The sequence below is a fragment of the Desulfallas thermosapovorans DSM 6562 genome, assembly GCF_008124625.1.
Lineage (GTDB): Bacteria > Bacillota > Desulfotomaculia > Desulfotomaculales > Desulfallaceae > Sporotomaculum > Sporotomaculum thermosapovorans.
The window spans coordinates 1-11,899 of the sequence record NZ_VNHM01000004.1 but is presented as its reverse complement, the minus strand read 5'-3'; the positions used below and the strand labels follow the sequence as shown (position 1 = coordinate 11,899).

General features: G+C 39.3%; 12 protein-coding genes and 1 rRNA gene. 8 read left to right on the top strand and 5 right to left on the bottom strand.

Annotated features, from left to right (window positions below; all coding sequences use genetic code 11):
- Positions 1 to 36 precede the first annotated feature (36 nt).
- The 5 genes from jag to rpmH are packed head-to-tail and all read right to left on the bottom strand — an operon-like array spanning position 37 to position 2,091.
- Entirely contained in the window at positions 37 to 657 is a 621-nt protein-coding gene (gene jag / locus LX24_RS04405) for an RNA-binding cell elongation regulator Jag/EloR (protein ID WP_166510937.1), read from the bottom strand.
- A complete protein-coding gene (locus tag LX24_RS04400; protein ID WP_423244321.1) occupies positions 654 to 1,316 on the bottom strand; it encodes a YidC/Oxa1 family membrane protein insertase in 663 nt (220 codons plus the stop codon). Before LX24_RS04400 ends, jag begins: the two co-directional genes overlap by 4 nt.
- A 34-nt stretch (positions 1,317 to 1,350) precedes the next feature.
- Positions 1,351 to 1,560 carry a membrane protein insertion efficiency factor YidD gene (gene yidD, locus LX24_RS04395; RefSeq protein ID WP_166510935.1) on the bottom strand — a complete coding sequence of 70 codons (210 nt, stop codon included), beginning with the start codon at positions 1,558 to 1,560 and terminating at the stop codon, positions 1,351 to 1,353.
- Complete coding sequence (rnpA, locus tag LX24_RS04390; RefSeq protein ID WP_166510934.1) at positions 1,557 to 1,910, bottom strand: ribonuclease P protein component; 354 nt, start codon at positions 1,908 to 1,910, stop codon at positions 1,557 to 1,559. Before rnpA ends, yidD begins: the two co-directional genes overlap by 4 nt.
- Positions 1,911 to 1,956: 46 nt before the next feature.
- Positions 1,957 to 2,091: a 50S ribosomal protein L34 gene (gene rpmH / locus LX24_RS04385; RefSeq protein WP_166510933.1), complete on the bottom strand. Its 135-nt coding sequence runs from the start codon at positions 2,089 to 2,091 to the stop codon at positions 1,957 to 1,959.
- Positions 2,092 to 2,498: 407 nt separating this feature from the next.
- Here rpmH and dnaA point away from each other — a divergent pair, with 407 nt between their 5' ends.
- The 8 genes from dnaA to LX24_RS04345 all read left to right on the top strand — a co-directional run.
- Positions 2,499 to 3,836, top strand: coding sequence for a chromosomal replication initiator protein DnaA (gene dnaA / locus LX24_RS04380; RefSeq protein WP_166511113.1), 1,338 nt, complete (start codon positions 2,499 to 2,501; stop codon positions 3,834 to 3,836).
- A gap of 134 nt (positions 3,837 to 3,970) precedes the next feature.
- The gene (gene dnaN / locus LX24_RS04375; RefSeq protein WP_166510932.1) at positions 3,971 to 5,074 is read left to right on the top strand and encodes a DNA polymerase III subunit beta; all 1,104 of its coding nucleotides are present in this window, start codon (positions 3,971 to 3,973) and stop codon (positions 5,072 to 5,074) included.
- Between the two features lie 14 nt (positions 5,075 to 5,088).
- Positions 5,089 to 5,316, top strand: coding sequence for an RNA-binding S4 domain-containing protein (locus LX24_RS04370; protein WP_166510931.1), 228 nt, complete (start codon positions 5,089 to 5,091; stop codon positions 5,314 to 5,316).
- Complete coding sequence (gene recF / locus LX24_RS04365; protein ID WP_166510930.1) at positions 5,313 to 6,416, top strand: DNA replication/repair protein RecF; 1,104 nt, start codon at positions 5,313 to 5,315, stop codon at positions 6,414 to 6,416. The genes LX24_RS04370 and recF overlap by 4 nt, the downstream gene beginning before the upstream one ends.
- On the top strand, positions 6,417 to 6,650 hold the full coding sequence (gene remB / locus LX24_RS04360) for an extracellular matrix regulator RemB (protein ID WP_166510929.1): 234 nt from the start codon (positions 6,417 to 6,419) through the stop codon (positions 6,648 to 6,650).
- Positions 6,651 to 6,807: 157 nt separating this feature from the next.
- Entirely contained in the window at positions 6,808 to 8,706 is a 1,899-nt protein-coding gene (gene gyrB / locus LX24_RS04355) for a DNA topoisomerase (ATP-hydrolyzing) subunit B (protein ID WP_207706530.1), read from the top strand.
- 124 nt (positions 8,707 to 8,830) lie between these two features.
- A complete protein-coding gene (gene gyrA, locus LX24_RS04350; protein WP_166510928.1) occupies positions 8,831 to 11,257 on the top strand; it encodes a DNA gyrase subunit A in 2,427 nt (808 codons plus the stop codon).
- A 485-nt stretch (positions 11,258 to 11,742) separates the two neighbouring features.
- Positions 11,743 to 11,899, top strand: a 16S ribosomal RNA gene (locus LX24_RS04345); the annotation flags it as partial.

The window sequence follows — 11,899 nt, the reverse complement described above, 5'->3', positions numbered from 1 at the left end:
CAGCCCGGTTTTTCCGTGCTGGGTTTTTTGCCCTCATTATTTTTTCGGTGCAATTATAATTTTACGATAGGGTTCCTCTCCCTCGCTAAATGTGTATATGTCATCCCTACCCTGCAGTGCGGTGTGAATAATTCTTCGTTCCATGGAATTCATAGGTTCCAAAATTACATTACGTCCCCTTTGACGTGCTTTATCCGCAAGTTTATAAGCTAATTTTTTTAGTGTATCCTCCCGCCGTTTGCGGTATCCCTCAATATCAATAAATATTCTCTTTCTTTTTTCCATATTTTTATTTGCGGATAAATTTACCAAATACTGTAATGCATCTAAAGTTTCCCCACGCCGTCCTATTAATATACCCAAATCGGGGCCGTTAATATTTACCAGTATCTTTTCATCTTTTTCAATAATATCTATATCCACATCGAGATTCATTAAACTCATTATTTTACCAAGCAATTCCCTGGCTTGTCTCGCTGCGGTCTCTTTTATTTTAACCTTCACCCGTGCCGGTTTAACACCGATAAATCCAAATAATCCTTTACTGGGCTCTTCAATAACTTCTATTTCAACTTCATCTTTCTGCACATTTAATTCAGCCAAAGCGCTCTCCACAGCCTCATCTACAGTTCTACCGCTTTTTTCAATAAAACTCACTTCGAAGGAGCTCCCTCCTTTGCTTGCTCAACTTGCCTGTTAACAAAGAACTGTTGGGCAAATCCCAGTATATTAAAGACCACCCAATACAAGACCAATCCGGACGGCACAGTAGTACTAATCCAGGCAAGAAATACAGGCATCATGTATAGCATCATACGCTGAGTTTGGTCAACAGTTGATACGGTCAACTTTGATTGCATATATGTGGTGACGCCCGCCAATACAGGTAAAATGAAAAGGGGATCCTTATCCGACAAAGAATTTATCCAAAAAAACCCCGCATGCTCAATATTTTTAAAATCTATGTGTAGTAAAGAACGATATAGAGCTATCAATATGGGCATTTGTACCAGAATAGGCAAACAACCGGCCATTGGATTTACATTATGCTCTCTATATAATTCCATCATTTTTTGCTGCATCTTTTGCGGGTCTTTATTCTTATATTTTTCTTGTAGTTCTTTAATCTTGGGTTGTATCTCCTGCATACGTTTCATTGATACCATTTGTTTTTGGTTCAATGGAAACAATACCAACTTTATTAGTACAGTCAATAAAATTATGGCCAGGCCATAACTTGGTACCCCGGCACTTTCCGTCAATCCGTATAGCCAATGGGTCAATGAAGTTATAGCATCAACCAGAGCCTGAAACAATTCCCCCAAACCATCGCCTCCTATAACCTACAGATCATTTAACCGGGTCATATCCCCCCGGATGAAAAGGATGGCACTTTAATACCCGAATTATTACTTTTATAGTTCCTTTCCATATACCATACATTAAAAAAGCCTGTACAGCATATTCCGAACACGTAGGGTAAAACCTGCAAGTTGGTCCTTTAAGGGGTGAGATATATTTCTGGTAAAAACGAATAAAACCAATTACTATTATCCTCATGCTTTAAGTTTCCCTACCATAAGTTTACTTATTCTGTACGCCAATTTTTCCATCCCACTCTGTAGAGAGCTGAAACTTATACCTTCTATCCCTTTACGGGCAATTATAATATAATCATATCCGTCTAAAAACCATTGATTGTTTAACCTGCATATTTCTTTTAATCTTCTGCGTACCAAGTTACGTTTAACAGCCTTACCTATTTTCTTACTCACAGAAAAACCAAATCTTTTTGTGTTCCGGTCGTTTTTACAAGCAAAAATAACTGTATACCAGTTTGCTAATGATATACCGTGTTTGTATATTTTTCGATATTCGCTGTTCTTTTTAATCAAATATTTTTTCTGCATTTATTTCCCTTCATACATTAGCAAAAGGCCACTTTATCAAGCGGCCTTACGCACTGAGTCTTTTTCTTCCTTTGAGCCTTCTTCTCTTGATAACGTTCCGCCCTGCTTTAGTTGACATTCTTTTTAGAAATCCATGTACCCTTTTCCTTTGCCTGTTCTTGGGTTGAAATGTTCTTTTCATTTAAGTAAGCATCCCCTTTACCGCTTGTTGGATTAGCAAAAATATGGAAAATAATAGGCGTACACTTTCATTATATAGTATACGCTTATTTTCAGTCAAGCAACGGTTTTGCACTATAACTGGTAATAGTTTATACTATAATACACAGCCTGTTAATAATAATTGTGAAAAGGTGTGCATGTTTTTTTTGTTCTTTATATTTTTAATTAACCGGGTGGAAGTCTATATCTCCTAGCATTAATTGAAGCCCATTGAATATTGGAATTTGTTTATTGAATAGATGATTAAGTTTTGATATCATTTTACTTAGCCTACTAGCACACAGACTTATCCACAACATGTGGATAAGTCTGTGTGTAAATTGTTATTATTAAAAATTATGTTATCCTTAGGGGGACCAGACGTTGATCACCAGTAATGTGAATTCTATTTGGAAAAAGGCTATTGGCCAGTTAAAAAACAGGTTAAACCCCCAATCTTATTCAACATGGATAAATACCATGCAACCTGTCGCCATGAAAAATAATTTTTATTACATTAATGTATCGGATCAATTTTCCAAGGATTGGCTCAATAATAATTATGCACCTTTATTTACAGAGGTTATTTCAGATATAACCGGTACTAAAACTGCAGTCCAATTTATTCTGGAAGATGAAATTAATCAAATTAACGAACAAAGCAGCTTAATCATGGACGATTTAAAGGACTTAAAATATTCCGTTCTTAACCCCAGGTATACCTTTGAAAATTACGTGGTAGGTGCTAATAACAGATTTGCTCATGCTGCTTGCCTGGCAGTGGCTGAATCACCAGCCAAAGGTTATAACCCCCTTTTTATTTATGGTGGTGTCGGTTTGGGTAAAACGCATTTAATGCACGCCATAGGACATTATGCCAGACAAAATAACAGCAATGATTATATTGTTGCCTACGTCACTTCGGAAAAATTTACAAATGATTTAATTAGAGCCATACGTGAAGAAAAAACAGTGGAATTTAAGAACAAATACCGCAGCATCGATATTCTACTAATTGACGATATACAATTCCTGGCCGGTAAGGAAGCAACACAGGAAGAGTTTTTTCATACCTTCAATACCCTTTACGAAGCTAATAAACAAATTATTATATCCAGTGACCGTCCTCCCAAGGAAATACCCACCCTTGAGGACAGGCTTCGTTCTCGTTTTGAATGGGGTCTGATTACAGACATTCAACCTCCGGATTATGAAACAAGAATAGCAATATTACAAAAGAAAGCCCAGATGGAGAATCTCACTGTCTCTGATGAAGTGATCGCATTCATAGCTGACCACATTCAATCCAACATCAGAGAGCTGGAAGGCGCCCTAATCAGGGTAACTGCATTCAGTTCTTTAAATGATGAAGTAATTGATAAAGATAAGGCTGCCGAAATATTAAAAGACATGCTTCCTGATAAAAAACCGGTGGAAATCACCGTCAATTTAATTCAACAAAAAGTAGCCGCGTATTTCAATATTAAGCTTGAAGACATGAAATCAAAAAAAAGAACCAGGGCTATTGCTTACCCCCGGCAGATCGCCATGTACTTATGCCGTGAATTAACCACGGAATCCTTACCACAAATCGGCAATCATTTCGGCGGCAAAGATCATTCAACAGTGTTACACGCGCATGACAAGATTTCCAATGAGATAGCCAGTGGTGCAACCCTCGCCCAGACAATACAGAAATTAATTGACAACATAAAACATAATTAAAACCTTTTTTACTAACAATCTTATTAACCGGTTTAATCGTTACCGCCATTGATTTGTTATTACTTATCCACTAATTCACAACTACTACTATAACTGTTACTAACTTTATATTTTATTATATTAAGGTGGTTTATATGCATCTTACAGCGCCCAGAGACAAGTTAAACACCATCATACAAATTACACAAAGGGCAGTTTCACAACGCAGTCCCATGCCCTTACTCTCCTGCTTACATTTCGAAAGCAAGGATGATTTACTATTTTTGTCTTCCACTGATCTGGAGTTCGGCATCCGCTGTACCATACCCGTTAATACCATTGTTAACGGGTCAACCGCCATACCCGCCAAATACGTAACCAGTTTATTCAGCCGATTGCCGAACGAAGATATTAATATCAAGTGTGATATCGCAAGTAATACAACAACATTTATGTATGGCGAATCAGAAGTTGTTTTAAATGGTTACCCGGCAGATGAATTTCCCGTATTCCCTTCATTGCCGGAAAATCCAACTCTTGTACTAAATCAAAACCAATTAAAAAATATGCTCAAACATGTTATTTTTGCCGTTTCCAATGAAGAGCACCGGCCGATATTTACCGGTATAAACTTCACCGTTACCCCAAAGGGCACCCTTTCTTTGGTGGCCACCGATATAAGAAGGCTTGCGCTATGTGAGGAAAAACTGGTTACGCCACCGGAGCAATTAATAAATATAATCGTTCCCGGTAAAACTCTTAACGAATTGTATAGAATATTGGATGCAGTTGATGATAATATTTATATTTATATTACCGATAATAAAATATTTTTTACCATTGATAATATATGCATAATGTCCCGGCTTATCGCCGGCCAGTTTCCAGATTATAGAATTGTGATACCGGAAAGTTATATTTGCGAAGCAAGGGTGCCGGTAAGTAGTTTACTGGACGCCGCCGAAAGGGCTTCACTGTTGGTTAATACTAATAGAAATGTTTTTAATATAAATTTTAGTCCCAGTGGTTTAATGATTTACTTTTATACCGAAACCGGTCGAATAAGGGAAGAATTAGCTGCTGAATTTACCGGTGAACCTTTGGACGTCGGGTTTAATGTTCGATTCTTTATAGATGTATTAAAATCTATGGATAGTGAAGAAGTTATTATAAAATTAAGCGGCCGGGAAAGTCCATCTTTAATAATTCCCGTTGATGATGAAAGGTACTTTTCCATTCTTGTACCGGCCGTACCTTAAGGGTGTATAATTATATGGTAAAGAAAATTATGGTTAGGAATAAGATAGCACTGGACCAGTTTTTAAAATGGTGCCGTGTTGCTTCCACCGGGGGACAGGGTAAATATTATATTATAAATGATATGGTTCGGGTTAACGGAGTGATTGAAAACCGTAGATCCCGTAAATTAACCAACGGGGACCTGGTGGAAGTTAAAAACACGGGCTCTTTTCTTGTAGTTTCTCAGTTGGAGGATACATGATTTTAAAGAGCATTGATATCAACTGTTTTCGTAACTACAATAGACTGCACTGGCAACCACATGCGGGTATAAATTTTATTACCGGTGCAAACGCCCAGGGAAAAACAAATTTACTGGAAGCAATTTTTTTCAGCGGCAAAGGCTATTCCTTCCGAAGAAAAAACAGTGATGTTGTCGGCTGGCACGGTACAGACGCTTCCATTAAGGCAACCTATCAAGTAAACAATATGGAGATGGATGTATCTGTAAACATTAACCAGAACGGCAAGAAAAAACTGTTTATCAACGGAGTTGAAGAAAAACGAAAATTTTTACCCGGCCGTTTCGGTATTATCTTGTTTAAGCCGGACGACCTGCAGATTATCAAGGGTTCTCCGTCCGGAAAACGTGATTTTATTGATCACAATATCGGTACAATTGATCCGCTTTATCTGCAAAAATTAATACAATATCGCCGGGTAGTGGAACAAAGAAACTTTTTATTACGTAGCGGTAGGGCAAGGAATAACGATTCATTTCAAATTTGGAATGAATCGTTTTATCAATATGGAGCAGAGGTATTGGCGAGGCGCATTGGATTATTAAAAAAATATATACCACTGGTGCGAAAGACGTATGCCGGTATTACCGGTGGTCGTGAAGAATTGGACATGAAATACCTGTCCACGCTAAAAATTACCGAAAAAACAGATATGGAACAAATTATTATGGAATTTAAGTCTGAAGGGAAAAACAGACAACAAGAAGAATTATATAAAAGGCAAACAATCTTCGGACCGCATCGAGATGATATTATTTTTCTAATTAATAATAAAGATGCCCGTTACTATGCTTCCCAAGGACAGATAAGATCTATAATTTTAGCATTAAAAACCGCTCAAATAGATTTATATTTTTATGAATATGGTGAATCTCCCATTTTGCTGCTTGATGATGTATTGATGGAACTGGATGAACAACGCCAGCGATATTTATTAATGTTAATTGTTAATAATAATGTACAGTCTTTTATAACAACAACTGAACTAACCGGTAAAATTGGTCATTATGCAAATAGGGTATACTTAATTAATAACGGTCAGTTAAGGGAGGTTATTTAATTGTTTCTACACCTTGGCGGGGATGTTATTGTTCCTAAAAAGGATATTGTGGCAATTTTAGATATTAGATCTAAATCTTCAGCTATAACCAGTGAATTTTTGGATACAGCCGGAGATGAAGGTTTTATTGTCAATATTTCAGAACCGGGTAAAGAAAAAACCTATGTCATCACCGGTAATGAAATATACTTATCGCCAATTTCATGCACTACGCTAAAAAAGAGGGCATTATAACATTAATCCCGTTAACCGCTATCAGGACTCCCGCCTGTAAAGGCGGGAGTTAAATGGCGATAAATTCGAAATAAGTGCGACCAGGGTTCAGATAGGGTCAAAACCCATCCGAATCAAGTCTTCTTAATTACTATAAACAGAAACGGAGGATATTTTTTTGGATAACAATGCCAAGTACGGCGCTGAGGAAATTCAAGTACTTGAAGGGTTGGAAGCCGTTCGTCGCAGACCAAGCATGTACATTGGCAGTACCGGACCCAGGGGCCTGCACCACCTGGTTTACGAAGTGGTGGATAATAGTATTGATGAGGCTATGGCCGGTTTTTGCGATAAAATTGAGGTAACTGTCCACCATGATAATTCCATTACAGTAAATGACAACGGAAGGGGTATACCTGTTGATATTCATCCCAAGATGGGGCGGCCTGCCGTGGAGGTCGCATTAACGGTACTACATGCCGGCGGTAAGTTTGGCGGCGGTGGATACAAAGTGAGTGGAGGTTTGCATGGAGTAGGCGTTTCAGTGGTTAATGCCCTGTCGGAATGGCTGGAAGTGGAAGTGCGCAGGGACGGTTTTATTTATCGCCAGCGTTATGCCCGGGGTGTGCCCGTCACCAGTTTGGAGACCGTAGGTACAGCTAAAAACACCGGTACTAAAGTAACTTTTAAGCCTGATTATGAAATTTTTGACGAATTGGAATTTAGTCAAGAAACACTGGTCCACCGGTTGAGGGAGTTATCATTTCTTAACAAAGGTTTAAAAATAACTTTCAACGATAAACGGTTTGAGCAGCAATTTGTTTACCAGCACACCGGGGGTATAAAGGATTTTGTGTCATATTTAAATAAAAATAAAAACGTACAACACAAACCCGTGTATTTCGAGGAAACCAGAGACCAGGTCATGGTGGAGGTGGCATTTCAATATACAGACGGGTTTGTGGAGAATTTATTTTCGTACGTGAACAATATTCATACCATTGACGGTGGTACCCATGAAACAGGTTTTAAAGCGGCGCTAACCCGGGTAATCAATGATTATGGTAAAAAGTATAACATTTTTAAAAATGGTATATCGAGCTTGCAGGGGGAAGACATTCGTGAGGGATTGACATCTGTGATCAGTGTCAAGGTTCCCGAACCGCAATTTGAGGGACAAACAAAGGCCAAACTGGGTAACAGTGAAGTGCGCGGCCTGGTTGAAACACTGGTGGCGGAAAAATTAAGCACTTTCCTGGAAGAGAACCCCGCCACAGCCCGTAAAATCCTTGAAAAATCTATTAATGCAGCCCGGGTAAGGGAAGCGGCAAGGAAAGCCAGGGAGCTAACCAGACGTAAAACTGCCCTGGAAAGTTCTACTTTACCGGGGAAACTAGCCGATTGTTCCGAGCGTGACCCGGCTTTAAGCGAACTATTTATCGTTGAGGGTGACTCCGCCGGTGGTTCGGCTAAGCAGGGCAGAGACAGGCGATATCAAGCAATTTTGCCTTTACGTGGTAAAATATTAAACGTTGAAAAATCACGCATGGATAAAATATTAGGCAATCAGGAAATACGTTCTTTAATAACTGCGCTGGGAACCGGTATTGGAGATGACTTCAATATTGAAAAAGCCCGGTACCACAAAATTATCATCATGACCGATGCGGACGTGGACGGGGCTCATATTCGTACTTTATTACTTACATTCTTCTACCGCCACATGCGGCAGTTAATAGAAAACGGGTACGCTTATATAGCTCAGCCTCCACTATACAGGGTGCGTAAGGATAAAAAGGAATATTACGTTTATAGCGACAGGGAACTGGAAGAGCTGCTTGATAAAATCGGACGAGATAAAATATCTTTACAGCGGTATAAAGGCTTGGGTGAAATGAATCCCGAACAACTCTGGGAAACTACAATGAATTATGATACACGAACCATATTACAAGTACAGTTGGAGGATGCCATCGAAGCTAACCAGATATTTTCCATGCTTATGGGGGACAAGGTTGAGCCGCGCCGGGAATTTATCCAGGAAAACGCACGGTTGGTGAGAAATCTGGATATATAACTTTATTATAAAAAGCGGGAATGTGCTTCCCGTTTTATCTGTTAAATTACGGTTCACCATAGATAAATAAGGTAATTATAATAATAGTATATTTATTTTTATATTAATTTTGAGGTGAAATATATTGCCCGCATTTACCGGAAAAGTTATTCCCATTGATATTAACGAAGAAATGAAACATTCTTACCTGGATTATGCCATGAGCGTAATTGTTGGTAGAGCCTTACCTGATGTAAGAGACGGCTTGAAGCCTGTGCATCGCCGGATACTTTATGCCATGCATACCCTTGGTGTAACCCCGGATAAGCCGCACCGCAAGTCGGCATATATTGTGGGTGAAGTAATGGCCAAGTATCACCCCCACGGTGATGCTGCTATATACGATACTCTGGTAAGGATGGCCCAGGATTTTAACTTGCGTTATCCACTGGTTGACGGTCATGGTAACTTTGGCTCGGTAGATGGTGATTCAGCAGCGGCCATGCGTTATACCGAAGCCCGTTTATCCAAAATTACCACCGAGCTGCTGGCTGATATTGATAAGGAAACCGTTGATTTTATACCCAATTACGACGAAAGCGGTAAGGAACCTGCAATTCTTCCCTCCCGTTTTCCCAATTTGCTTGTCAACGGTTCGGCCGGTATTGCCGTGGGTATGGCCACCAATGTACCTCCCCATAACCTCTCAGAGGTAATTGACGGTGTAGTGACACTTATTGATAATCCTGATGTGGATATAAATGATTTAATGAAGCATATTAAAGGTCCTGACTTTCCCACCGGTGCCATTATTTTGGGCCGTGATGGTATTCGCTCGGCTTATAAAACCGGTAGAGGTACCATCAAAGTAAGGGCCAAAACTGACATAGAGGAAAGCGGTAAAAAAACAAGTATCATAGTTTCCGAGCTACCTTACCAAGTAAACAAAGCACGTTTAATTGAAAAAATCGCCGAACTGGTCAAAGATAAAAAAATCGATGGCATCACTGATTTAAGAGATGAATCGGACCGGGATGGTATGCGCATTGTTATTGAATTGCGTAAGGATGCCAACCCCAAGGTGATATTGAATCAATTATACAAGCATACTCAGATGCAGGATACTTTCGGCGTTATCATGTTGGCTTTGGTTAATGGCGAACCCAGGGTTTTAAACCTGAAGGAAGTATTGCATTATTATCTTGAACACCAAAAGGAAATAATTATACGCCGTACAAAATATAATTTACGTAAAGCAGAAGACAGGGCCCACATAGTGGAGGGATTACGCATTGCCCTGGCCAATATGGACGAAGTAATAAAAATTATTCGTGGATCCAAAAACATTGATGTAGCTCGGACTGGCCTTATGAATAGTTTTGACCTTTCGGAGAAGCAGGCCCAGGCTATATTGGACATGCGGTTACACCGTTTAACCGGTTTGGAAAGGGAAAAACTGGAGGCCGAATATAAGGAGTTAATCAAGAAAATAGAGTATTATCGTTCTGTATTGGCAGACGAAAAAAAGGTTCTGGCTATAATTAAAGAAGAAATAACAGTAATAAAGGAAAAGTACGGAGATGAACGGCGTACCGTTTTTTCCAACGATGAAACTGAGTTTGATGATGATGACCTGATTATGGAAGAGGATGTGGTTATCACCATCACCAATAACGGCTATATAAAAAGAATGCCCCTTGATACATATCGCAGCCAGCGCAGAGGCGGTCGCGGTATTCATGCTATGGGTATCAAGGAGGGTGATTTTTTACGGCATTTATTTATTGCCACAACGCACCATTATTTTTTATTTTTCACCAATAAGGGCAAAGTATATAGATTAAAGGGATACGAAATTCCTGAGTCCGGTCGCCAGGCCCGGGGAACTGCCATTATTAACCTGATCTATATAGATCAGGATGAATATATAACAACCGTTATTCCTGTTAAGGACTTCGAAAATGACAATTACTTGCTCATGTCCACCAGCCGTGGAATTATTAAAAAAACACCCCTCAATGAATATATTCATACCAAACGAGATGGAATTATAGCCCTTAACCTTGACGACGGCGATGCACTGGTAAATGCTTTATTAACCGACGGGACAGAGGAAATTATTATTGGTACCAAAAATGGCTTGGCTATTAGGTTTTCTGAAGAAGATGTGCGTTCCACCGGTAGGGTTACCAGGGGTGTAAAAGCAATTACTTTAAATGATCAAGACAAAGTTGTATCCATGGATTTAGTTCGTGAAGATTCGGATTTACTTGTTGTTACCAGCAAAGGATATGGAAAACGAACTAAAATCAGCGAGTATAGAACTCAGTCCAGGGGCGGTAAAGGAATTATAAATATAAAATGCACTGAGCGCAATGGATATGTTATATCATTGCAGGTGGTTAAACCCGAAGATGAAGTGTTAATGATCAGTGCAGAGGGCATAATGATCAGAATTAAAGCCGATGATATATCTTTATTTGGCCGGGTAACCCAGGGCGTTTTATTGATGAAATTGGGTGAAGGTGATCATATTGTGGCAGTAGCTAAAGTTATTAGCGGGGAAGATTAATCTCCCCGCTATTTAAATTGAACAAGAGGTTAACTTATAGAGTCTGTTTGAAAAGTATATAGAATTAACTTTCCCCGATGGCACTAAAGCTTACTATTCGAGCGGGCTCTTAATAAAACATTTCAGAGGATTATTTTTCAATTGGCAATAAGTCCAGTATTTATAAGTTGATAAGTTTATACTACGGTGTTATTATAAATAAGTCGCCACGAACGGCGATAAAAAAATAAATTTAGTGTTGACATTTAAAATCTTAAACGATATAATTTATAACGTCGCCATGAGTTGCGACATTGTTATAAACGGTCCTTGAAAACTAAACAGTGCAAAGAGATGAAAGTTGAACCTAGTTCAACACATCAAACCTCGTCAAGCAAAAGCTAAGAGCCGGTGCCCAAGCCAACCGGCGGCGGCAGAGGCTTTTAGGCAAGCGCTAAAACGAGTAATTCATTAAACGAGTCAAAGATTAAATTTTTCATAAAACTTTTATGGAGAGTTTGATCCTGGCTCAGGACGAACGCTGGCGGCGTGCTTAACACATGCAAGTCGAACGGGGTTTAACGAGAAGCTTACTTTTTGTTAAACCTAGTGGCGGACGGGTGAGTAACGCGTGGATAACCTGCCCAATAGCCTGGGATAACG

Coding starts and splice junctions, on each gene's coding strand:
- recF (WP_166510930.1), top strand. CDS start 5,313: ATGATTTTAAAGAGCATTGATATCAACTGTTTTCGTAACTACAATAGA.
- rnpA (WP_166510934.1), bottom strand. CDS start 1,910: ATGCAGAAAAAATATTTGATTAAAAAGAACAGCGAATATCGAAAAATA.
- rpmH (WP_166510933.1), bottom strand. CDS start 2,091: ATGAAAAGAACATTTCAACCCAAGAACAGGCAAAGGAAAAGGGTACAT.
- yidD (WP_166510935.1), bottom strand. CDS start 1,560: ATGAGGATAATAGTAATTGGTTTTATTCGTTTTTACCAGAAATATATC.
- dnaN (WP_166510932.1), top strand. CDS start 3,971: ATGCATCTTACAGCGCCCAGAGACAAGTTAAACACCATCATACAAATT.
- LX24_RS04370 (WP_166510931.1), top strand. CDS start 5,089: ATGGTAAAGAAAATTATGGTTAGGAATAAGATAGCACTGGACCAGTTT.